Annotated in this window: 20 protein-coding genes and 1 other RNA gene; 8 read left to right on the top strand and 13 right to left on the bottom strand. The window is 43.7% G+C overall.

All coding sequences use genetic code 11. The features are described 5' to 3' along the window. Positions 1 to 192: 192 nt before the first annotated feature. The 4 genes from coaD (at position 193) to rnpB (ending at position 1,886) form a co-directional block, all read left to right on the top strand. Positions 193 to 717 carry a pantetheine-phosphate adenylyltransferase gene (gene coaD / locus RT084_RS01370; protein ID WP_007115443.1) on the top strand — a complete coding sequence of 175 codons (525 nt, stop codon included), beginning with the start codon at positions 193 to 195 and terminating at the stop codon, positions 715 to 717. Between the two features lie 43 nt (positions 718 to 760). After that, entirely contained in the window at positions 761 to 1,024 is a 264-nt protein-coding gene (locus RT084_RS01365; protein ID WP_007115444.1) for a YfhL family 4Fe-4S dicluster ferredoxin, read from the top strand. A gap of 65 nt (positions 1,025 to 1,089) precedes the next feature. Next, positions 1,090 to 1,503 (top strand): PaaI family thioesterase, encoded by a 414-nt coding sequence (locus tag RT084_RS01360; protein ID WP_007115445.1) that lies wholly within the window; start codon positions 1,090 to 1,092, stop codon positions 1,501 to 1,503. Between the two features lie 28 nt (positions 1,504 to 1,531). After that, positions 1,532 to 1,886, top strand: an RNA gene (gene rnpB, locus RT084_RS01355) — RNase P RNA component class A. A gap of 133 nt (positions 1,887 to 2,019) precedes the next feature. Here rnpB and RT084_RS01350 read toward each other — a convergent pair. The 8 genes from RT084_RS01350 to hemB all read right to left on the bottom strand — a co-directional run bounded on the left by RT084_RS01350 (position 2,020) and on the right by hemB (position 11,053). Then, positions 2,020 to 2,526, bottom strand: coding sequence for a BLUF domain-containing protein (locus tag RT084_RS01350; protein WP_050324054.1), 507 nt, complete (start codon positions 2,524 to 2,526; stop codon positions 2,020 to 2,022). A gap of 332 nt (positions 2,527 to 2,858) precedes the next feature. Then, positions 2,859 to 3,755 (bottom strand): acetylglutamate kinase, encoded by an 897-nt coding sequence (argB, locus tag RT084_RS01345; protein ID WP_076774514.1) that lies wholly within the window; start codon positions 3,753 to 3,755, stop codon positions 2,859 to 2,861. 61 nt (positions 3,756 to 3,816) lie between these two features. After that, positions 3,817 to 5,385: a phosphomannomutase/phosphoglucomutase gene (locus tag RT084_RS01340; RefSeq protein ID WP_313097323.1), complete on the bottom strand. Its 1,569-nt coding sequence runs from the start codon at positions 5,383 to 5,385 to the stop codon at positions 3,817 to 3,819. Positions 5,386 to 5,497: 112 nt separating this feature from the next. After that, positions 5,498 to 5,962 carry a dUTP diphosphatase gene (gene dut / locus RT084_RS01335; RefSeq protein ID WP_060996361.1) on the bottom strand — a complete coding sequence of 155 codons (465 nt, stop codon included), beginning with the start codon at positions 5,960 to 5,962 and terminating at the stop codon, positions 5,498 to 5,500. A 192-nt stretch (positions 5,963 to 6,154) separates the two neighbouring features. Further along, positions 6,155 to 6,724, bottom strand: a complete 570-nt coding sequence (locus RT084_RS01330) for a porin family protein (protein ID WP_313097322.1) — start codon at positions 6,722 to 6,724, stop codon at positions 6,155 to 6,157. A gap of 399 nt (positions 6,725 to 7,123) precedes the next feature. Next, positions 7,124 to 9,163 carry a UvrD-helicase domain-containing protein gene (locus tag RT084_RS01325; protein ID WP_096488620.1) on the bottom strand — a complete coding sequence of 680 codons (2,040 nt, stop codon included), beginning with the start codon at positions 9,161 to 9,163 and terminating at the stop codon, positions 7,124 to 7,126. A gap of 224 nt (positions 9,164 to 9,387) precedes the next feature. Next, complete coding sequence (locus RT084_RS01320) at positions 9,388 to 9,600, bottom strand: hypothetical protein (protein ID WP_284034360.1); 213 nt, start codon at positions 9,598 to 9,600, stop codon at positions 9,388 to 9,390. 448 nt (positions 9,601 to 10,048) lie between these two features. Then, a complete protein-coding gene (gene hemB, locus RT084_RS01315; RefSeq protein ID WP_313097320.1) occupies positions 10,049 to 11,053 on the bottom strand; it encodes a porphobilinogen synthase in 1,005 nt (334 codons plus the stop codon). Positions 11,054 to 11,203: 150 nt separating this feature from the next. Here hemB and RT084_RS01310 point away from each other — a divergent pair, with 150 nt between their 5' ends. Continuing rightward, positions 11,204 to 11,812 (top strand): thioesterase family protein, encoded by a 609-nt coding sequence (locus RT084_RS01310; RefSeq protein WP_082168224.1) that lies wholly within the window; start codon positions 11,204 to 11,206, stop codon positions 11,810 to 11,812. Between the two features lie 99 nt (positions 11,813 to 11,911). Here RT084_RS01310 and RT084_RS01305 read toward each other — a convergent pair whose 3' ends face one another. From RT084_RS01305 to RT084_RS01295, 3 genes are all read right to left on the bottom strand, one after another. After that, entirely contained in the window at positions 11,912 to 13,504 is a 1,593-nt protein-coding gene (locus tag RT084_RS01305) for an efflux transporter outer membrane subunit (protein WP_313097318.1), read from the bottom strand. Between the two features lie 76 nt (positions 13,505 to 13,580). Beyond that, positions 13,581 to 16,844, bottom strand: a complete 3,264-nt coding sequence (locus RT084_RS01300; protein ID WP_313097316.1) for an efflux RND transporter permease subunit — start codon at positions 16,842 to 16,844, stop codon at positions 13,581 to 13,583. Positions 16,845 to 16,858: 14 nt separating this feature from the next. Next, positions 16,859 to 18,241, bottom strand: coding sequence for an efflux RND transporter periplasmic adaptor subunit (locus RT084_RS01295; RefSeq protein ID WP_222086117.1), 1,383 nt, complete (start codon positions 18,239 to 18,241; stop codon positions 16,859 to 16,861). Positions 18,242 to 18,529: 288 nt separating this feature from the next. On the opposite strand from RT084_RS01295, the gene RT084_RS01290 reads away from it, so the two are divergent. Continuing rightward, the gene (locus tag RT084_RS01290) at positions 18,530 to 19,108 is read left to right on the top strand and encodes a TetR/AcrR family transcriptional regulator (protein ID WP_313097311.1); all 579 of its coding nucleotides are present in this window, start codon (positions 18,530 to 18,532) and stop codon (positions 19,106 to 19,108) included. Here RT084_RS01290 and RT084_RS01285 read toward each other — a convergent pair. Both RT084_RS01285 and RT084_RS01280 read right to left on the bottom strand, forming a co-directional pair. Next, entirely contained in the window at positions 19,105 to 20,214 is a 1,110-nt protein-coding gene (locus tag RT084_RS01285) for an alpha/beta fold hydrolase (RefSeq protein WP_313097309.1), read from the bottom strand. The genes RT084_RS01290 and RT084_RS01285 overlap by 4 nt on opposite strands. A gap of 183 nt (positions 20,215 to 20,397) precedes the next feature. Continuing rightward, positions 20,398 to 21,318: a polyprenyl synthetase family protein gene (locus RT084_RS01280; protein ID WP_313097375.1), complete on the bottom strand. Its 921-nt coding sequence runs from the start codon at positions 21,316 to 21,318 to the stop codon at positions 20,398 to 20,400. Between the two features lie 440 nt (positions 21,319 to 21,758). Here RT084_RS01280 and rplU point away from each other — a divergent pair, with 440 nt between their 5' ends. Both rplU and rpmA read left to right on the top strand, forming a co-directional pair. Then, positions 21,759 to 22,070 (top strand): 50S ribosomal protein L21, encoded by a 312-nt coding sequence (gene rplU / locus RT084_RS01275; RefSeq protein ID WP_007115464.1) that lies wholly within the window; start codon positions 21,759 to 21,761, stop codon positions 22,068 to 22,070. A gap of 40 nt (positions 22,071 to 22,110) precedes the next feature. Further along, positions 22,111 to 22,374 (top strand): 50S ribosomal protein L27, encoded by a 264-nt coding sequence (rpmA, locus tag RT084_RS01270; protein WP_036591251.1) that lies wholly within the window; start codon positions 22,111 to 22,113, stop codon positions 22,372 to 22,374. Positions 22,375 to 22,610 lie beyond the last annotated feature (236 nt).

Below are 22,610 nucleotides of genomic sequence, written 5' to 3'. Positions count from 1 at the left end.
CCCTAATTTTTCATTAAGCTTTGGGTAAAATGCTGCAAAGCTGTCATGATAACACGCTAAACACAAATTGATAGTGAGATTTGATTGTTAATTGGGGTCAAATTTTGCTAGGATTAGCAACAAACTAGCAATCTTTGTTTTAGCCGTATTGTTAGCGCCAAATAGCGCATTATTTATCATAAAGAGACAGCCATGTCAGCAGCCAGCCAGCCACTTGCCACCCCTTATACTAAAATTATCTATCCGGGTACATTTGACCCGATTACCAAAGGGCACCTTGATTTGATTAAACGCGCTTGCCGCCTGTTTGATGAGGTGATTGTCGCAGTGGCGATTGGGCATCATAAAAAACCGCTATTTACTTTAGAGGAACGGATTGGATTGGTAGAAAAAGCCTGTCATGATAAAGATTTGAGCAATATATCTGTGATTGGCTTTGATGGGTTGTTGGTGGATTTGGCAAAAAATCAACAAGCCACCGGTGTACTGCGTGGACTACGGGCAATGTCAGATTTTGAGTATGAATTTCAGCTCGCCAATCTCAATCGTGAACTAGACCCAAATTTTGAAGCGGTGTTTTTGACCCCATCGCAGCAATATTCTTTTATCTCCTCAACGCTGGTGCGCGAAATTGGCAAATTAGAGGGTGATGTGAGTAAATTTGTACCGCCATGTGTCGAAGAGGCGTTTGAACGAAAAAAACAACAGGGTTGGTAAGTCGTGGTAAAATAAACGTTTCTTGGTAAATGTTTTAAAAGCTATGGCATTAATAATCACTGATGAATGTATCAACTGCGATGTCTGCGAGCCCCTTTGCCCCAACGATGCGATTTATGTGGGCGAGTTGATTTATGAGATTGACCCTGCGCTGTGCACCGAGTGTGTCGGTCATTTTGATGAGCCGCAGTGTTCGCTGTTTTGTCCTGTACCTGATTGTATCCCAAAAGATCCCAACTATCTAGAGACGCCAGCGCAGTTGCTGCTCAAATTTGAGCGCATCACCCAAACTAAAACCAGTCAATAAATTTTCACAACTGCTATTTTCACAGCGTCGATTTTTAACAACGCTATTGTAGATAAGGAATGTCTATGCCCGCCAATAAAGCAGAACTGAGTGCTTTTCTGAAGCAATCTTTCCCCCAAGCCAACTGCCATATCGAATCGGTTGGTAACGGTCAAGCCATTGTATCCCATCCTATCGGTGATGATGAATTACGACCGGGTGGCACGGTATCAGGGCCTGTGATGATGAAAGTGGCCGATGTGGCGCTATATGTGGCTATTTTGGGTGAAATCGGTATCGTGCCATTGGCAGTGACTACCAATCTTAACGTGTCTTTTCTGCGAAAACCCTCTGCACAAGCCAACCTTATCGCCAAATGCCAGCTTATCAAAGTCGGGCGCACGCTTGCGGTAGGCGATGTATTGATTTATTCAGAAGGTGATGACAGACCTGTGGCGCATGCAGTCGGTACGTATGCGTTGCCTGCTGACCGTGACTAAATAGATAAAGCCTGCTATAATGCTTGCCTTGGCAGACCAGACGAACGCTGCTTGTCCCTGTTTACAGTGGGTAAGGGGAGGAAAGTCCGGGCTACACAGGGCAGAGTGCCAGCTAACGGCTGGGGGGCGTAAGCCTACGACAAGTGCAGCAGAGAGTAGACCGCCTTAGCAATAAGGTAAGGGTGAAAGGGTGGGGTAAGAGCCCACCGCATGACTGGTAACAGTTCATGGCAAGGTAAACTCCACTCGTAGCAAGACCAAATAGGTGTCCGTATGGCGTTGCCCGCGTTGGACACGGGTAGGTTGCTTGAGCGTATTGGTAACGATACGCCTAGATGAATGTTCGTCCTAGACAGAACCCGGCTTATCGGTTTGCCATGCTTATTTTAATCAGCCTATTGTTATCAATAGGTTTTTTATTTTTACGGGTGGCAATAATATCGTTTTAACTTCCTGATTATTACAAACCCTGATAGCTAGCTTAATTTCTCGATTTAGTAGATTTGACATTAGCCACTAACCTTGAAACGGCAGGGTGAAATTTCGAATACGCATAAAGCGTTTACTAAACAGTGATTTGATAGGTTTTTGCGGCGTGATGTAAGTGATTCTTTGCTCTGACATGATATCAATCAGCTTGACGACTTCTTGCATACACCAACTATAGACATCAAATGATTCGATAAAAGCATGGTGTTTAAAGAGATAGGAATGCTTGGATAAATCAAAACAACCCATAAACCAGTTGTCAAATACGGCGTTTGAAATATAGCCTTGACCAATGATTTTGATATGGGTGTGGCGATTATCTTGTTTTAAAGCATGCAGCAAGTTTACACATGCTAACTCATCGCCTTCATAATACTGAAAAAACTTACCGGCATCGTACAGCAAAAAACCAGTGATACCAGAGCGGGTATTATTTTTAATCGACTGGTTCAGAATGTGGGTAAACGTATGTTGATTTAACGCTGCAGTTAGCGTTATCTCACTACAATAAGCCATAAAGTATTTTTGCGACATCCCAATAGTCCTTGGTAAGTGGTACGTGAATATCAACTTCAAATAATTGCTATTATCCACTACAGCCGCTTGCAACATTATATAAATTTGCAAATTAAAATAGTCATGATAGTCAATATTAGAAAAAATACCAACTACATTTGTGTTGTAATACTAAAATATATCCTATCGTTGGTATAAAGATTAGCGCAACTGGGCGATTATTGTTGAGAGAGGTAATATTGCTAATAAGCACAATATTTGACCAATATCGTGAGCGAAAAAAAACCGCTTGAATCAGCGGTTTATTAAACCAAAAGCAACCCAAAAACATAAGTGACGCAAAAGCTACTTCAAGGATGGCGGCTAATGAGGGTGCCAACGCCTTTATCGGTAAAGACCTCTAGCAATGTCGCATGCGGGACACGACCATCGACAATCACCGCACTTTTTACCCCGTTTTTTACTGCTTCTAGGGCATAGCTGATTTTTGGAATCATACCGCCAGAGATAGTGCCATCGGCAATCATCTCATCAACTTTGGCAGGGGTAAGTCCAGTGGCAACATTGCCTTCTTTATCAAGCACCCCTTTGATGTTGGTGAGCAAAATCAGTTTTTCCGCGAGCATGAACTCAGCGACTTTCCCCGCCACCACATCGGCATTGATATTGTAAGTATTGCCTTCATCATCCACGCCAAGCGGTGCGATGACAGGAATAAAGTTAGAGGCAATCATCAAATCAATCACATCGCGATTGATGCTGACCACATCACCCACAAATCCCAAATCAATTTGTTGTTCGTTGCCTTGTTCATCCGTTTTGCTCATGGGTAATTTTTTAGCGCGAATGAGACTGGCATCTTTACCGGTTAAGCCAATAGCACGACCACCGTGTTTGTTGATGAGATTGACGATAGATTTGTTGACGCTACCACCAAGTACCATTTCCACCACATCCATGGTGGCTTTGTCGGTCACTCGCATGCCATCAATACGGTCAGAGCTGCGCCCCAATTCTTTAAGCAAGTTATCGACTTGTGGACCGCCGCCATGGACAACCACAGGATGAATGCCTACGGTTTTTAGCATGACGATATCTCTGGCAAAAGAACTCTCTAATATCGGATCAGTCATGGCATTGCCGCCGTATTTGACCACCATCACTTTACCTTCAAAACGCTGGATGTAGGGTAGTGCTTCGGTCAACACGTCAGCGGTATGCATGGCTTGCTCAAGATCTAATGCCATTTCAAATCCTTATATAATTTTGCTAGAGACGTTTTTTAAAATGCGATTTTACAAGCGGTGTTTATACAGGCTGAATTTGTGCGACTTGTTCGGCAAGGTTGTCATCAATCGTACGGCATAAGTCAACAAAAATAGATTGAATATGCCGCAGCTCGGCGACGTCATTGGCAGAAAAACGCACGGTCAAAAAACTGCCCGTATTTGACTTGCGTAAAATACCAAATCCCTCCGCAAAATCCAAGCGTAACCCATCAATCGTATTGACATTTTTGACCGCAAATGAAGATTTTAACCGTTTAAACGGCTTTTTACCCAGTGCCGTGATACGAGCAATCACGGTTTGACCATAATGGTTATCCGCGATAGGTAGGTACATATCCGCCGTACTAATGCAAGTGGGCAAACTTGCTAGAATATCGTTAAGGCTGATAGGCTGATGGCTTAGCCAATTGAGCAAGCGGGCAGCCGCGTACATGGCGTCGTCATGTAGCACAAAATAGCCATCGTTAAAAATAAAATGCCCTGATAACTCACCTGCAAAAATCGCGTTGTCTGATTTGTTTTGTAGCGACTTTCGCATCAAGCTACTGCCAGTTTTGGTCATTATCGGGGCGGCGCCATGCGAAGCGATGAGATTGGGTACGTGATGCGAGCATTTGACATCAAAAATGACTTTTTTATCAGTTGATGTATACGTACTGGGCAATTCTTCAATGGCAATGCGAGAGAGTAGGTAAAGCAAATTGTCAGGGCTAATCATCTGACCCTGTGCATCAATTACCATCACCCGATCGCCATCGCCATCAAAAGCCAAGCCAATATCTGAGCCTGTAGCTTTGACTGTGTGAGCTAATTGTGTCAAGCGATTGGATTGCGTTGGGTCTGGGTTACCTTGGGGGAAATTGCCATCGGGGGAGGCGTTTAGCATGATGCAATAATAGCCAAGCTGGCTAAATAGAGCCTCTGCAAAATCACTGGTCGCACCATGCATACAGTCGATGACAATTTGCTGTGGGGCATGAAAATAGGTGGTCTGAGTGAGTTTGGCTTGATTGATGTGAGTAAAAGCCTGCTCGATAGCCTGGATATAAGCTGCAAAAAAATCCTTGGGCGTTGTATAAGTAGTTTGCCTGATGGCAGCAATAAGCCTGTCATCAGGCACAATGGCTTTGTAGCCAATTAAAGCCTCATAAAGCTGCTGCACATCATCACCGCTTGGCGACTCATGATTGATAAGCCATTTAATGCCATTGATATGTTTTTGCGAATGACTGGCGGTGACCATCAGCCCATTACCCGAAAATTGCTGAGCCATAAACGCCATCATCGGTGTGGTTGTCAATCCCAACCACTGCACTACTAGACCTGCTTGCTGGCAAGCATAGGCGATATATTTGGCAATTTCTTGGCTTTGGTGGCGAGCATCATAACCGATGATAACCGTCGGTTTGGGCGCCGCTAACGTTGGCGTTGTTGCCGCGGTTTGGTGAGCATAGACAAAAAGCTCGGCAAACGCCCTTGCCAATGACCAGACAAAATCATCAGTAAATAAGGTGACATCACCACGAATATCGTAAGATTTAAAAAGGGATTTTTGCGGAAAAAAAGGATGAATAAACAGAGTATTCATAAAAAAAACATCTAACTGATTTTATACCACCAAAATCATAGCATTGAAGTTTGGCAAAATAATTAAATACTCTGTTATAAATTGTTAAAAAAAAATGAGAAAACGGTAACAATTAATGGGTTCCCGTTGAGCCAAAACCGCCTTCACCGCGTACGCTGATATCAGAAAACTCTGCTACAATCTCAAAAGTTGGACGCGCAATCGGCACGACCAAGTACTGCGCCATTTTCTCGCTAGGTTGTAACACATAATCGGTTTGACTACGGTTCCAGATAGAGACCATTAATTCGCCTTGGTAATCCGCATCAATCACACCCGTCAAATTACCGAGGACGATACCATGCTTATGCCCTAGTCCTGAGCGCGGCATGACAAAACCGACATAATCAGGGTCTTGAATATAGATGGCGAGTCCTGTACCAATCAACTGACTTTCACCAGCTTTTATGGTGATGGGCTCATCGATACAAGCACGTAAATCTATGCCCGCCGAGCCGTCTGTTGCGCGATGAGGTAGGGGAAATTTATCATCATTACCAATTTTGGGGTTTAAAATCTTGACTTGTACTTGCTTCATGCTCACCAACTTATCTTAAATTTATAAAAAGATGTATAAAAACCACTCTATTATAAACCTAAATGGCACAATACTGAGCAACTACCAAAGTAAGTTTTTTGAAGAAAAAAAGATACCAAAAAAAGAGCAGCCATAAGCTACTCTTTTGTATTGATATCCAGTATTCATCTATTAATTCAATTAGCAATTCAATTAGAATTTATAGTGAGCACCGACAGTGACTAAGTCTGTATCAACTGAAACATTATTTGTTACGTCAACTGAAGGCAGACGCGTATATTCAGCTTCTACAGATGCATTTGGTGAAAGGTTATAACCTAAGCCGACACCACCTGCTACACCCGACTTGTCATATTTATCACCATCAAAATCAACTTGGGTTTGCGCAATACCTAATTTACCTTTGGCATAAACATTCGATGCTGGAAATTGGTATTTATAAGTACCATATAAACCTGCCGTGTTAGTGCTAATTTCACCTACTTTCGTACCGCTATATTTTAGATCTTCTTTTGAAGAATCCACATATTCAACTTCTGCACCAAAGTTAGGGGTAAAATTATAACCTGCATACACACCATAAGCCGTTTGGTTGTCAGCATCAAAACGGTCAGCATCAGTATTAAATTGACCCGCTTTTACACCGACATAGGGTTGACCGGTGTAGCCAACAGTATTGGTTTGGTAAAGTGCAGCATTTGCACCTGCAGTCACAACTGTACCTGCAATTAAAGCTAAAAGGGTTTTATTTAAAGTTTTCATCGTCTTCTCCTTCAGAAGTTTTTTGAAAAGTATCACAACAAGCCATGTAAAATTATTAGTTAAGTTAATTTGAATCTTTGGAATTCAAATATTGCCCTGCTTGTTTTGTTAAAGCCATCATAGCAAAATAAATTTAGATTACTGTCTGTGTTTAACAGGTCGGACGTTAAGTTATGAAATGAAATTTGCCAAAAAGGTAACTAAGCTACCTATTTGAAATTTTTTGTTACATCTCCTATCAAACACCTGTTTTCTAAGAAATATTTAGTTACATTTACTTGGGTGATTGGATTAAATATTTGTCATACAGGCTGTTTTGCAATAAAAAAAGGGCTTAAAGTTACCTTTTTTGCCCTTTTTTTACGCCTTTTCTGCTATGCCGTTTTTTTTATCAATTAATTATTTGGCAGCTTTGCTTTTGAGTAACGCCTGAATATTGGCCAAATAATCCTCTGCGGTTTTCTTGGGTTGATGCGCTGCCGCTGATTTTTTCATGCCAGGGGCATCGATATGTTCTGTCGGCAACTCGTCAATAAATCGGCTAGGGGTGGTGGTTTTCATTTGCCCGCCTGCACGGCGCTGGGCAGCCATTGTCATGGTCAGCTCTTTACGGGCACGGGTAATCCCCACGTACATCAAGCGTCGTTCTTCTTCGATGGATTCAGCAATAATGGAGTTTTTATGCGGTAATAGTTCTTCTTCAAGTCCCATGATATAGACATAATCAAACTCAAGCCCTTTAGCGGCGTGTAGTGTCATCAGATTGACTTTATTGGTATTTTCCTCTTCCTGCTGCTGCTCAAGCATATCAAGTAACACAAGCTTACGAATGACTGCATCAATGGTGCGATCATCGTCATCATCCGCGCGGTTAATCAGGTTTTGGATACTGGCGTATAGGGTTTCGATATTATCAATACGAATTTTTTCTTGCTGCGGGGTTTTTGCTTCGCTTCGTACCAAATCGATATAGCCAGTTTCATCAATCATTTGCTTGACCAGCGGCACAGGGTCGGGATGCTGGTATAGCTCTTGGGTGTAACGCTCAATAAAATCAGCAAATTCTTTAAGCTCGCCACTGGCTTTTTTGGGTAACACATGCGTCAGTCCACTATGACCACTAGCCATCAATAGTGAGACTTGGTGTTCTTGGGCAAATAGTCCGAGTTTTTCAAGGCTGGCAGGTCCAAGCCCACGTTTTGGGGTATTGATAATCCGTAAAAAGGCACTGTCGTCTTCAGGATTTAGAATCAAGCGCAAATAGCTCATAATGTCTTTGATTTCACTACGGGCAAAGAACGACGTGCCGCCTGATAACTTATAAGGAATTTGCAGCTGACGTAGCTGAGCTTCCAACATACGCGCCTGAAAGTTACTACGATACAGTACCGCATAATCTTGCCATTCATTGGCATTGCGAAGTTTGTGAGTGATGATTTCTTTGGCAACGCGCTCTGCTTCATCATCATCGTTACGACAATTGATGATCCGAATCAGCTCGCCATGCCCTTTATCTGACCATAATTTTTTTTCAAATAAATGCTCATTATTGGTAATCACTGAGTTGGCAGCGTGCAAAATACGCGACGTAGAGCGATAGTTTTGCTCAAGCTTAACCACTTTTAATTTGGGAAAATCCTCTTGCAGCAGTGCCATGTTTTCAGGTTTTGCCCCACGCCACGCATAGATGGATTGGTCATCATCACCCACCACCGTAAAACGCGGCTGCACGCCAACGAGCAGTTTAATCAATTCATATTGCGCGGTATTGGTGTCTTGGTATTCATCTACCAATAGATAGCGTATCCGATTTTGCCATTTGTCACGTACTTGGGTATTTTCTTGCAACAGCCGTGTCGGCATTACAATTAAGTCATCAAAATCCACCGCATTGTAGGCACGTAGGTTACGCTCGTAGAGTTGATACAGCGTTGCAAATAGCATATCTTCAGGGTCGGTCAGCGTATCTGCTGCTTTTTCAGGCGGGACTAGGTCATTTTTCCAATCCGAAATCATTTTGATAGCTTTACCGACCAATTCACGGCTCTCGGCACCGCTCATGTTGTCACGTACCATCAAATCCATCAACAGCCGCTTGCTATCTTCGGCATCCATGATGGAAAAATTGCCTTTAAGCGGGGTATGCAATAACTCGTACCGTAAAAACTGCAAGCCAAACTGGTGAAAAGTCGAGACAGTTAAGCCTTTGGTTTTGTCACTGGGTAATAATTTTTGCACACGGGCTTTCATCTCGCGAGCCGCCTTGTTGGTAAAGGTGACCGCAGTGATACGCTCGGCTGGCATTTGACATTCTTCAATCAGATAAGCAATTTTACGGGTAATCACGGATGTCTTACCCGAACCTGCACCTGCCAGTACCAGCAAGGGTCCAGAGACATATTGCATGGCTTCTTGTTGGCGAGGGTTTAATTGGCTCATAGTCGCTTCCACCGTTAATAAAAGTTGCTCAGTAAAAAATGGACAAATCGACTATTATAGTCTAAAGCGCAAAAGATAAGGACATAGTTGGCGGTAAAATTTTGAGAAATAATCCGTGCAACAATCTATAAGCCAGTGGTCATCAATGACTGCCATAAAAAAAAGATGCGGCATCGCATCTTTTGTTAATTTAATTTTCTGTTAATTGAATTGATAACAATATATTAATTATGGGTAGACAATACCACCTGTTGGCTTGGCTGATTTAAGGTACTAACAACCGCATCAGTCGGACTTATCGATGGCTGAGTATCCGTTGTCAAATCGCTTGACAGTTTAAAGCTGAGTGCCAAAAATGACATCATAGCCACTGCCATCATGGCATTTTTGATTGGGCTATTAGCAATCGAACTATTAGCAATTGGTGCATTACTCATCATCTTATCCTCGATTAATCAGCTAGCAGATACCACTCTCGTCTTTTATTTGTTATTAACCCCATTATCTGCTTATTTTTTTCAAAAATATAATGCCAAAAAGTAATCAATTATTGCAAAACGCTAAAAGTGATGTCAAAAAAGGCTCGTCCAAAATTAGTAAGCCAAACTTAGTAAGCTTAGCCAATAGGGGTAAATAAAAGTGTATATTGTTGCTTTACCTTATTGTGCATGAAATTGAGGGATAAACTAAGTTTCTATTTAGTAAATAAATGGGTAAAAAAATAATTAAAGTTAACAGATTTGTTATTATCTATGACATTAAGTAATTTTTTATAGGCCTCGTTATAGCGCTCGATGCTTTTAAGTTAATAAATGTAACATCAAAAAAAGGCGACACTGATTGATAAACCAGTGTCGCCGTTAGTTTTAATCAAGCTTTAGAAAATTATTGATTGAGCTTTTGGGCCGCTGTCATTGCAAAATAAGTTAAGATACCATCGGCACCTGCACGGCGAAACCCTAACAGTGACTCCAAAATAACGTCCTCGCTTAACCAGCCGTTTTGTATCGCTGCCATGTGCATGGCATATTCACCTGATACTTGATACGCATAAGTCGGCACGCCAAACGTGTCTTTAACCTCGCGTACCAAATCAAGATAAGGCTGACCTGGTTTTACCATTACCATGTCAGCGCCTTCTTGGATGTCGAGGGCGACTTCATGCAGGGCTTCAGCGCGATTACCAAAATCCATTTGGTATTGTTTTTTGTGTCCGCCTTTAAGGTTGTCTGCGCTGCCGACGGCATCACGAAACGGTCCATAATAAGCAGACGCATATTTGGCAGAATACGCCATAATGGCGGTATTAATAAAATTTTCTCCATCCAATGCTTGACGAAGCGCGGCAATACGACCATCCATCATATCGCTTGGCGAGATGATATCCGCCCCTGCACGGGCGTGGCTCAGGGTTTGTTTGGCGAGGATTTCAACGGTAATGTCATTGAGCACGTAGCCATTGTCATCGACAATACCGTCTTGACCATGACTGGTATAGGGGTCGAGTGCCACATCAGTCATCACCACCATCTCAGGTAGGGCGTCTTTAATCGCTTTGATAGCAGTGCAGGCAAGACCGTTCTCATCATAGGCGTGTTCAGCCTGTAGCGATTTTAGGCTTGGGCTAATGACAGGGAATAAATCAATGGTGGTAACGCCTAGACTGAGTAATTGCTTGGCATACTCAATTAGCAAGTCTACGCTCAAACGCTCAACGCCTGGCATGCTTGCCACAGCTTGGCGCTGCTGTTTACCCTCAATGATAAACACAGGTGCAATCAGATGCTTGGGTTCAATGCTGGTTTCTTGCACCATGGCACGGATATTGTCGTTGTAACGTAGGCGACGCAAGCGAGTATTGGGGAATGAACGATTAAAAATATAACTCATAAAAACCTCTTATTATCGAGTGATACTTATTATTAAGTAACGTTATCAAGTAACGCAGAAATTGTATAAGGATAAATAAGCAAAATTTGCTAGAATGATAATTTTTTAAAAAGCTATCTTACCACAATCTACTTACGCATGGAGGGCGCCGTGAGTTTAAACCCTGTAAATGCCAATCAATTAGCCGCTCAGTCATCGACTGATAGCACTAACATGACTGACACGACGTCTAAAGAAAATGATGAGCATTCTGATTTGGCAAACGAGTCGCAACTGCAGCTCAATGAAGACAGTGAGCATCACGCTATCAGCAAACCTAGTATTGATGTGCTAGGGCAGCAGCTCGCCAACATCATGTCCCAAAGCCCATTTGTGGCGCATACCTTTACTACCTATCATTATGAAGATGGCAGAGTATATGGTAAGGTCAAGTCCAATCCTGCCCTCATCGGTAATCCAAATTTTGAGATTTTGCATGGCGGTATGACGGCGACGCTATTAGATACCATAGGCGGGCTTGAGGGCATGCTGGAAATCTATCGTCGTGACCAAGGCACGTTTGAAGAGCAGACCAAAAAAATCAAACGCATGGCAACCGTCGATTTGCGCGTCGATTATCTAGCCCCCGGTCGCGGTCATGAGTTTATGGTCACAGCCGAAGTGATTCGTATGGGACGCAAAGGCTGTACCACGCGGATGATGTTGGTCAATGATGAAGGAAAACTCATCGCGCATGGCATCGCCAGTTATGCGTTTTAAAACAGCCATTTATAGTAAAAAACCCATAAAAAACCCACATCAGTGTGGGTTTTTTACTATAACAGCTTAAGGCTACTCTAAGGCCTGAGGTCTAATTTATTAAGGTTGGACGGTGGTTGTAGTAGTCGTTGTTGAGGTCGTTTTAGTGCTCGCTTGGTTAGGCTGATGGGCTGTATCAGTAATTTTTTGCTGGGCATTATTGGCAACCTGTGACAACTTGGTGCTGAAATTCGTATGTTTTTCTGTGGGTGTTTCGAGTGGTACATCGCGACTCACCCCACCACCTAAAACTTGGTATAGCTGAATTTGACTGAGCAATTGCGACTGCTTGGTATTTAGAATACTTTGTTGGCTGCTATAAATCGAACGCTGTGCATCTAATACGCCCAAATAATTGTCTAAACCTGCTTTGAAGCGCGCTTGAACAATTTGATAGTATTTTTGGTTGGCAGCGAGCGACTGGTTGTATGCGGTCAATTGCTGATTTAACGTTGCGCGATTGGCGAATACGTCATTGACTTCTTTAAAAGCGGTTTGAATCGCTTTTTCATAAGTATTTAACGCTTGTTGTTGCTCGATTTCACTCACTTGGTAATTGGCTTTACGTAGACCTGCATCAAAAATCGGCAAGCTCACACTCGGTCCAAAACCCCAGCTAAATGCGCCTGTTTTAAACAAATCGCCTAAGCTTGAACTGGCAGCACCCACATTGCCGGATAGGCTAATGGTTGGATAAAATGCCGCGCGCGCGGCGTTAATATTTGCGCCTGCAGCTTTTAAGTTATATTCCGCTTGACGCAAATCAGGACGATACAATAACAAATCACTGGGTAAGCCCGTGCCAAAAATACGATTATTGGTGATGCTACTAATGGCCGCTGCGGGTAGTAGGCTATTATCCACCGGGGCACCTACTAAATAGCGCAGGGCATTTTGGTTGGTCAACAAATTGGTTTGTGCTTGGGCGATAGACACTTTGGCAGCTTCAACCGCCGCTTGGGCTTGTACACTAGTTAGCTGTGAATCAAGACCTGCTTTAAAACGCAGCTGGTTAATGCGAAGTGAATCTTGGCGCGTGGCTAAGGTTTGTTTGGCGAGTTGCAGTTGTGCCAGATTATAGCTGTATGCCACATAGCTTTGCGCAATGTTACTAATCAAGCTAATTTGCGCGGCATCTTTGGCAGCGGTGGTCGCAAGATAGTTTTGTAAGGCGGCATCTTTGAGGCTCGCAATACGTCCCCAAAAGTCAAACTCGTAACTTGACATTGCCAGACCGACATTGTAAGTACTACTAGGATTCGCATCTCTTGAATTTGTTGCACCGTAAGAATATGAGCCAGAACTATTGATAGTAGGCACATCTGCGATATCTTGGATTTGGTATTGTGCGCGGGCTTTTTGAATCGCCAAAATCGTGGCACTGATGTCTTTGTTGTTGTCTAACCCCAACTGAATCAGTTGTTTTAGCTTGGCATCGCTATAAAAGTCCTGCCAACGCTGAGACGCGATACTAGGCTGATTGGTACCGCTGACGGTCTGACTGTCATAGGTTTCATAAGGCTGATTAATTGCGATATGCGGCTGCGCCACGACAGGCTCAGTTTTGGCTTTTGGAATGGTTTGACAAGCGCTGAGCGATAGTAGGGTGGCTACTATAGCGGTCAGGGGTACGAGGCGAAAGGTAGAATTCATATAACTTACCTGTATAAACATAATGTCTTTGTTATTGTAAAAGATTAAATGGGTAAAATGTTTACCCATTTATGTCTTATTGATGGTTTGATTGTGAACTGTCATCAGGCTTGTAGATACTCACCTGTGTGGGCTGTGTGACAGCGACAGGTTCAGCAGGATTAGGCGAGTAAGGTGATACGGGTTGTAAGTCACCATCATTACCATCATTGGGGTCATGCGGTTTGCTACCTTTAATCAGTGAGCGTATCCACACATAGAACATTGGGATAAAGAACACCCCCAAGATAGTTGCACTGACCACGCCGCCTAACACACTTGTACCAATCGCATTTTGGCTACCTGAGCCTGCGCCCGTTGCCAAAAATAAGGGCACCACACCAATACCAAACGCCAATGATGTCATGATAATCGGACGTAAGCGTTGGCGAGCAGCGACAGTAACCGAGTCATATAGACTATGTCCCAAATCTTGTCGTTCTTTGGCAAATTCAATAATCAAAATCGCATTTTTGGCAGATAAACCGACAACGGTCAGCAGACCCACTTGCAAATAAATATCGTTTGAAAGACCGCGCAAACCGGTAAACAGCGCAGCACCCAATACCCCAAGTGGCACAACAAGCAGCACTGCAAAGGGAATTGACCAGCTTTCATACAGTGCAGCTAAACATAAGAAAACCACTAAAATCGAAATGGCGTACAGCATGGGTGCTTGGGCGCCAGATTTTTTCTCTTCCAATGATAAACCTGTCCATTCATAACTGATGCCTTTTGGCAGTTTGGCAATCATTTGTTCCATCGCAGTCATCGCTTGACCGGTACTCAGTCCTGGCGCTGCGTTGCCTTGCAAGTTCATCGATGACAAGCTGTTATAACGCGTTAGCGTAGGTGAACCATACTGCCATTCACCGGTAGCAAATGAGCTAAACGGAATCATCTGATTATCACTGTTGCGTACATACCATTTGTTGATGTCCTCTGGGGTGGTACGGCTCTCAGCTTCACCTTGCATATACACTTTTTTGATACGACCACGATCCATAAAGTCATTGACGTAGCTACTACCCCAAGCGGTACTAAGAACACTGTTAATCAGGCTCGGCGCGACACCCATAGCCGCAGCAGCATCATAGTTGACGTTGACTTTATATTGGGGTGAATCTTCTTGTCCATTTGGACGCACGCCACTGACTTGTTTATTTTGCGCCGCCATGCCCAGTAGCATGTTACGGGCTTGCAGCAAGCCTTCGTGACCTAAGTTGCCGGAGTCTTGTAGCTGCAGATCAAAACCCGTTGCCGTACCCAAACCTTGAATAGCAGGCGGTGAAATGGCATATACTTGGGCTTCATTGACTTGGGTCATAAAATAACCCATGGCACGTTTGGCAATCGATTGCGCGGTATTTTCTTTACCAGGGCGCTCATCCCAATCTTTTAAGCGGATAAATGCCAATCCCATGTTTTGCCCTTGACCAGCAAAACTAAAGCCATTGACCGTAAATACAGACTGCACAAGGTCTTTTTCTTGGGTTTTATAATAGGCGTTGACCTTTTCGATAACCGCTTGCGTTTGATTTTGGGTACTACCAGCAGGCAGCTGCACCAATGTCAACAGCACACCTTGGTCTTCTTCGGGAATAAATGAACTTGGAATACGGGTAAATAAGAACACCAATGCCGCAATCACCAAGGCATAAGGTATCATATACAACCAGCGCATTTTGATACTGCGACCCACAAAGCTTTCATAGCCTTCACTAAGACGCATAAACATGCGGTTAAATGCGCCAAAGAAACCGGTCTGATGCCCGCTGTGTTTGTCATGGGCTTTAGTGCGTTTGAGGATAGTCGCACATAGGGCAGGGGTGAAAATCAACGCAACTAAGGCGGATAGTACCATACTGCTGATAAGCGTCACGGAGAACTGGCGATAAATCACCCCGGTTGAGCCGCCAAAGAATGCCATCGGTAAAAATACCGCCGACAAAATCAAGGCAATACCAATGACCACTTTACTGATTTCGCGCATTGATTCACGGGTGGCTTCCAGTGGCGTCATGTCTGGATTTTCTTCCAGCAAACGCTCAACGTTTTCGACCACGACAATCGCGTCATCGACTAACAGACCGATGGATAACACCATGGCAAACAGCGTCAACACATTGATGGTATAGCCAAATGCGTACAAAATACCAAACGTACCCAGTATTACCACAGGTACTGCCAACGTAGGAATAATCGTTGCGCGCCAGCTTTGTAAAAACAAGAACATCACTAAGAATACCAGTGCAATCGCTTCAGCAAGTGTTCTGACCACTTCCTCAATCGACAAACGTACAAATGGCGTGGTGTCATAGGCAACTGAGGCTTTTAAGCCCGCAGGAAAATTAGGTTCAAGCTCTTTAAGTTTGGCTTCTACGGCGTTACGTGTGCTTAAAGCATTGGCGCCAGATGACAGTGAGATACCGATACCTGCCGCATCTTTGCCATTGTAGCGGGCAATGGGGCTGTAGCTTTCACTACCAATTTCCACTTTGGCGACATCGCCCAAGCGAATTTGCGCGCCATTTGTGTTACTTTTAAGCAAAATATTACGAAATTGCTCTGGGGTTTGTAAGTAACTTTGCACAGTCACTGTCGCATTAATGACTTGACGGGCTTCGTCAGTGGGTGTTTGTCCTAGCTGACCGGCTGATACTTGCGCGTTTTGCGCTTGAATTGCGCTGGTGATATCCGAGGGTATTAAGCCATAGGTACGAAGTTTTTCAGGGTCTAACCAAATACGCATGGCATACGCAGAGCCAAACACGTTGACGTTACCCACACCCTCGACACGGCTGATCTGGTCAACCACGTTGGAGTTGAGATAATCGGCAATATCGGCACGATCCATACTGCCATCTTCAGATGTCATCGCCAGTACCATCAAGAAGCCACTCGTGGACTTATTGACGTTGACCCCCATGCGCTGCACCATCTCTGGCAGCGAACTCATGGCAGATTGCAGTTTGTTTTGGACTTGGACTTGTGCTGTATCAGGATCTGTCCCATTCTCAAAGGTCAAGGTAATTTGCGCAGCGCCACTTGATGATGAACTTGAGGACATATACATCAATCCATCAAGCCCTTTCATTTTTTGCTCAATCACCTGAGTGACGGAGTCTTCAATGGTTTGGGCAGCGGCACCTGGATAAGTTGCTGAGATACTAATGGTAGGTGGGGCAATACGTGGATACTGCTCAATCGGTAATTTAAAAATTGCTAAGATACCCATCAGCATGATGAGCATGGCAATCACCCAAGCAAAGATGGGTCTATCAATAAAAAAGCGTGACATGATATCTCCCGTGCTTATGGTTGCGCAGTTTTGGCGGTAGTTGAGCTATTTGTTACGGTCGTTTTGGTCGTCGTCGTGGTAGAAGCATTGGTCGGTACCGCGGTTGAGGCTGGCTGCGATGCCACATAAGGCATGGCTTTGACTTGCTGATCTGGTTTGACTTTGGCGCCACCAACCATCACCACTTGCTCACCTTGTTTTAGACCGCTAGTGACAATCCATTGACCTTGGTGGGTACCTTGAACCGTAACTGGGCGTACTTGGATTTTATTATTGGCGTCAACCACATACACGGTTGATTCACCTTTGGCTGTACGATTAATGGCACTTTGTGGCAATAATACGGCATTATTGATAATACCTTGAATCAACTGGGCATTCACCATCATCCCGGGCAACAACACAAAGTTATCATTGCTAAATACCGCACGTAGATTGACCGTGCCTGTGGTACTATCCACTTTAGCTTCTTCGAAGCGAAGTTGCCCCACCATCGGGTAGGTTGAGCCATCAGCGAGCTTTAACTGAACCTGTGCGGTACGCGGTGTGCTAAGTTTACCAGCCGCAAATTGCTGACGAAGCGCCAATAACTCGGCAGATGATTGACTGATATCGACATAAATTGGATTAAGTTGCGAGACGGTTACCATCTGCGTCGTGCCCGCGGTGGCAAGCGCACCGACATTGACATTTGAGCGACTGGTGATACCACTAATAGGCGCTTTAACCACAGTACGGCTCATGGTGAGCTGATTGCTATTCACTGATTGTTGTGCGCCGCGAGCCGCTGCTTGGGCGGCATCAATATTGGCTTGTGCCACCCCGACTTGCGCCTGCGCATTTTTAACCGCTGCTTGAGCGGTACGCACGGCGGTTGCCCCTTGGTCATATTCTTGACTTGAGATAGCCTCAGTACCACGTAGCTGTTTTAGACGGTTTAAATTGGTTTGAGCCAGCGCAAGTTCGGCTTGGCGGGTTTCTAGCACCGCTAAGGCATTATTATAGTTGGCTTTTGCGGTATTGACACTAGCAAGGCTTTGGTCAAGGCTTGCGCGACTACCGGCAAGTACACTGGTGTAGCTATCGGTATTGATTTGATATAACGGCTGATTTTGTTTGACAAAAGTGCCTTCGCGAAACAACTGGCGGTCAATAATACCTGACACTTGCGGCGTAACGGTGGCTTCTTGATAGGCGACAACTTTACCTGATAACTCTTTGGTAAGTGGAATCGTCTGGAATGTTACAGGCTGTACATTGACTATTGTGGGTGGCATTTGCGCCTGTGCTCCTGCACCGCCGCCACTTTGTTGCTGGGCTGCTGTGTCTGACTTATTACACCCGATTAATAAGCTACAACTCGCTAATGACACCATGAACAACACTGGGTATCTCATACCGACCTCATAAAAAATAGGGAATCTTTGAAAAAATATTATAAAATAAATGCGACATTGTTGTTGCAATATTTACGATAAGACACAAAACTTTAGGATAACTAAAGGATAGCTACATTACTACCTAGTTATCGGCAGCGGTTATTTTAAAAAAAAATCTCCAATTGGGAAACCAACAATATTAAACAAAGTAAGTGTTTAAGCAACAATTATTGCCTATTTGTATGGATAAAAATTTTAAAATTTCAAAGCCATTGATAGATTTTTTTAATAAGGAAGTATTTGCGCATGACTTTAAGTCGTAACAAGTCACCTGATTTACGGGTTGTCAAAACCCATAAAGCCATCCGTGAAGCCTTTATCCTGTTGTTGTCTGAGCATGAGTACAACGATATCGCTATCCAAGCAATTTTGGAGCGCGCCAAAGTCAATCGTGCTACTTTTTATAAATATTACAGTGGTAAGGGTGATTTGGCAGGGCAGATGATTGCTGATTTCAAGCAGGAAGTTAGCCAGCTATTTCAAGACAGGCTCAATGCCGATAGTCAAATGCTACAAATGATTATGGAAAATCATTCACAAAAGCTCTTTGAACGCCGCCAACAGATGCTTGCCCTGTGGAAAATCCGTAGCCAACACCACAATCTTTATCATGATATGTTTTTGATGGGTAAACAAAACTTTATTGAACTGGCTAAAAAACAAAAGGCGACCGACTATTTAACGGCGGAGGCGATTGATTACCAAGCCACCATGATGGCCACTATTTTTATGGCAAGTTTGAAATACTATTTTGAAAAAGATTTGCCATTACCGAAGAAATTGCCAGTGGATTGGCAACAAATGCTGGACATCATAAAAAGCTAGCCCAGTTGGCTATCATAACGAAAATGATTAATAAAATAACTTGCTAATACCTCGACCAGTGCCACGGGCATATCGTGACCAAGCTCATCAATGAGTATCAATTGACTATGCGCAATATGCTTGGCAAGCGAATAGGCATGACTAAATGGAATGAGTTTGTCTTGTTTGCCATGAATGATGAGGGTGGGCTGGTGGATTTGTTTGTCAATATCGACCAGTGACCCCGTCGCCAAAATCGCCAGTAACTGCCGCTGCGTACCTTTTGGGTAAAAACGCCGTTTAAACAGTTTTTTAGCTTTGCTGAACGCCGCTTGTTCATCAAAGTAATCGGGGCTGGCGATGGTCTTGATGGTTTGCACGAACTGCTGGGTCAATGCGTCAGCATCTTGGCTTTTGGGTAGTGGCTGGGTAAAGGCCTTGATGGCTTCAATGGCGGGTGGGCGAGAAAAGGGTCGATTGTTACTGGTGGATAATAGTCCCAATTTTTCTACTTGGTGTGGATAACGCACTGCCATGATTTGCGCAATCATACCGCCCATCGATTGACCAATCACAAAGTATTTTTTGATGCCCAACATTTTGAGCAGTTGATAGGCATCTTCTGCCATGTCGTACAAATCATACGGTGTTTGCAGGTTTTTAAGCGGTAAACCCAGTCCGAATCTGCCTAGCAATTTGGCTTTATAAATGGGCGAATCATGAGCGGGAGTCAGTTTTTTGTGCTTAAGCTTGCTAGATTTGCCAATGTCGCGATTGTCAAATCGCACGACCTGAAATCCAGCATTGATTAATGCATAGCAAAATTCATTGGGCCATACCAAGCTTTGCGCGCCTAGCCCCATAATCAGTACGATGGTAGGGTGGGTAGGGTCGCCACCGACTTCAACGTAGAATTTATACTTTGGGGTGTGCACCTTGGCGGCTTGCATAAAATCCGCGTGTTTGGAAGGTCGAAATTTAATGTCAATGGTGGTGGGGTTAGCAGGGTCGATCGTGGCAAGTGATTGAATGGTATCTAATGCCGATAGTTCTTGAGTTTTTTTGGCTTTATCTTCGATAAGTTGTTGTTTAATATCTGATAATGAAGAGGGGATAGTATTAGACATACAGCATCCATAATCTTAAAGCTAACCATCAAAAAGCCATCAATCACAAAATTATTAATGATAAAAGTATCAATCAAAAAACTATCAAAAAATTAGCAAACTTGTATGACGATTTAATGACGTATTATTTACCGCCCATCGAATTGGACATCAAACTGATCACCACACAGCCTTTATTAACAATTAATAAAGCCGTTGGCTGGCAAGCGTCATCAAATCGAGTAAACCTTGGCGATATCGTGAATCAGGTAAGGTCAGCACGGCTTGTCTAGCAATCTCGCTTTCTTGCATCGCTTTGTCACGGCAGTACGCCAGTGCGCCGCTGTTTTTGACAATCTCAATAATCTCGCCCGTGTCTTGCACTTCCCCTGTCTGAATGGCAATCCGCAATTTTTCATGCGTATCACCCGTGGTCATTTCAAGCGCTTTAATCAGCGGCAAGGTTGGCTTGCCTTCAGCGATATCATCACCCACGTTTTTGCCGAGCACCTCACTGTCACCGACAAAATCGAGCACGTCATCAATGATTTGGAAGGCATTACCAAAGTGCTGCCCAAATTTGGCGAAGGCATCATTGTATTCGGGGCGATTTTCCAAAATAGCCACGCCTTGACTTGCCATCATAAATAGCCGAGAGGTTTTACCGTCAATGATTTTCATATAATCGGCTTCGGTGGCTTTAGGGTCATGCTGATGTTGGAGCTGCAATACTTCCCCTTCAGCGATATCACAGGTGCCATCTGAGAATAACTGCAATAACGGCAACGAGCCAAAACCCACCAAAAGATTAAATGAACGGGCAATCAGATAGTCACCGACCAATACAGCGGTTGCATTATCCCAAGTTGCATTCGCGGTCGGCTTACCACGGCGCATACCTGACTCATCAATCACATCGTCGTGTACTAACGTTGCGGTATGCAGCATTTCGGTGATTGCGCCCAAATGCATGGCAGCTTGTGAGGGCTGATCGTTACAAATACGTGAGCAAAGCAGCGAAATCAGCGGGCGCATACGCTTGCCGCCTGCATTGATGACATGCTGACTCACCGACATGACCAGTTTGACTTTAGAGCTTAGACTGCCATACACCTGCTTATCCATAATCTCGAAATCGTCAGCGATAATAGATTGAATCTGCTGATAGGTGACAGGCGTGCTGTTACTGTCTTTGGTAACAGCATTGATAGCAGTGGATGTAGGATTTGATTGTTGATTGTCTAGCATAGGTTGGCTCAAAGCTTGGAGTGAAAATTCGTGAAATTTGGCTTGTGGTGAAAGTCGGCAAAATCATACCATACTGCTGTTTTTTGTGTAAGTTATAGCTGTGTATTTTTATTGGCGACTTGTATTACTGAGCGGGTATTGCGTTGAGAAACGCGCAATAATTCATCAGCCAAAATCGCACCCGCATCCGTGAAGTTTTACTTGATTTTAAACACTAAAAACGTTAAAATCGCGACCTTATATTTCCCTGTGTATCCGTCGTAGAAGTGTTATCGCCCTTGGTAGCCACGGTGTACGGGTTTATTGGAGCAACCAAGATGTATGCAGTAATCAAAAGTGGTGGTAAACAACATCGCGTCGTTCAAGATGAATATTTAAAAGTTGAATTGCTAAAAGCTGAAAAAGGCGATACCATCAAAATTGAAGACGTTTTAATGGTCGTTGATGGCAGCGATATCAAAATTGGTCAACCTGTGGTTGCCGGTGCAGTGGTCGAAGCTGAAGTAGTAGAACATGGTCGTGGCGAAAAAGTACGTATTGTCAAACACAAACGTCGTAAACACTATCATAAAGAACAAGGTCACCGTCAATGGTATACTTTGTTAAAAATCAAAGCAATCACTGCTTAATTGACTATTTCAAACACATTAATCTCTAGGAGACATCGACATGGCACATAAAAAAGCCGCAGGTTCTACCCGTAACGGTCGTGATTCAAACCCAAAAATGCTTGGCGTAAAAATCTTTGGCGGTCAACAAGTTGTTGCTGGTAACATCATTGTACGTCAACGTGGTACAGAATTTCACGCAGGTGAAGGTGTAGGTATGGGTCGTGACCATACGTTATTTGCTTTAACTGACGGCGTGGTAAAATTTGCCGTTAAAGGTAAATTCAATCGTCGCTACGTATTTGTTGAAGGCGCAGCTGAATAATCACTCAGCTTGTTGTTAAACAAATTAACCCAATAAGTCGCACTTATTGGGTTTTTTATTGCTTATAGCCAAGCGTCTTAACGGGTTTTGGATAGTCTTCAATGGTTTGGCAGTGGTTAGTCATTATCTAGTCAAAACTTTCTTATCACTCAGCTATCGTTACATTTGTTACAACTTCAACAACAATCATTGCATGGGGCGTCTAGTAGGGTAAGAAAAATTTAGCGACAATACTT

It is taken from the genome of Moraxella sp. CTOTU48717, from assembly GCF_032057165.1.
Lineage (GTDB): Bacteria > Pseudomonadota > Gammaproteobacteria > Pseudomonadales > Moraxellaceae > Faucicola > Faucicola tetraodonis.
The sequence above is the reverse complement of the archived record's forward strand: the minus strand, read 5'-3'. Positions and strand labels throughout refer to the sequence as shown.

Bases quoted from the DNA above. Each gene is read 5' to 3' on its own strand.
- coaD (WP_007115443.1), top strand. From the start codon at position 193: ATGTCAGCAGCCAGCCAGCCACTTGCCACCCCTTATACTAAAATTATC.
- RT084_RS01365 (WP_007115444.1), top strand. From the start codon at position 761: ATGGCATTAATAATCACTGATGAATGTATCAACTGCGATGTCTGCGAG.
- RT084_RS01360 (WP_007115445.1), top strand. From the start codon at position 1,090: ATGCCCGCCAATAAAGCAGAACTGAGTGCTTTTCTGAAGCAATCTTTC.
- RT084_RS01350 (WP_050324054.1), bottom strand. From the start codon at position 2,526: ATGTCGCAAAAATACTTTATGGCTTATTGTAGTGAGATAACGCTAACT.
- argB (WP_076774514.1), bottom strand. From the start codon at position 3,755: ATGGCATTAGATCTTGAGCAAGCCATGCATACCGCTGACGTGTTGACC.
- RT084_RS01340 (WP_313097323.1), bottom strand. From the start codon at position 5,385: ATGAATACTCTGTTTATTCATCCTTTTTTTCCGCAAAAATCCCTTTTT.
- dut (WP_060996361.1), bottom strand. From the start codon at position 5,962: ATGAAGCAAGTACAAGTCAAGATTTTAAACCCCAAAATTGGTAATGAT.
- RT084_RS01330 (WP_313097322.1), bottom strand. From the start codon at position 6,724: ATGAAAACTTTAAATAAAACCCTTTTAGCTTTAATTGCAGGTACAGTT.
- RT084_RS01325 (WP_096488620.1), bottom strand. From the start codon at position 9,163: ATGAGCCAATTAAACCCTCGCCAACAAGAAGCCATGCAATATGTCTCT.
- RT084_RS01320 (WP_284034360.1), bottom strand. From the start codon at position 9,600: ATGAGTAATGCACCAATTGCTAATAGTTCGATTGCTAATAGCCCAATC.
- hemB (WP_313097320.1), bottom strand. From the start codon at position 11,053: ATGAGTTATATTTTTAATCGTTCATTCCCCAATACTCGCTTGCGTCGC.
- RT084_RS01305 (WP_313097318.1), bottom strand. From the start codon at position 13,504: ATGAATTCTACCTTTCGCCTCGTACCCCTGACCGCTATAGTAGCCACC.
- RT084_RS01300 (WP_313097316.1), bottom strand. From the start codon at position 16,844: ATGTCACGCTTTTTTATTGATAGACCCATCTTTGCTTGGGTGATTGCC.
- RT084_RS01295 (WP_222086117.1), bottom strand. From the start codon at position 18,241: ATGAGATACCCAGTGTTGTTCATGGTGTCATTAGCGAGTTGTAGCTTA.
- RT084_RS01290 (WP_313097311.1), top strand. From the start codon at position 18,530: ATGACTTTAAGTCGTAACAAGTCACCTGATTTACGGGTTGTCAAAACC.
- RT084_RS01285 (WP_313097309.1), bottom strand. From the start codon at position 20,214: ATGTCTAATACTATCCCCTCTTCATTATCAGATATTAAACAACAACTT.
- RT084_RS01280 (WP_313097375.1), bottom strand. From the start codon at position 21,318: ATGGATAAGCAGGTGTATGGCAGTCTAAGCTCTAAAGTCAAACTGGTC.
- rplU (WP_007115464.1), top strand. From the start codon at position 21,759: ATGTATGCAGTAATCAAAAGTGGTGGTAAACAACATCGCGTCGTTCAA.
- rpmA (WP_036591251.1), top strand. From the start codon at position 22,111: ATGGCACATAAAAAAGCCGCAGGTTCTACCCGTAACGGTCGTGATTCA.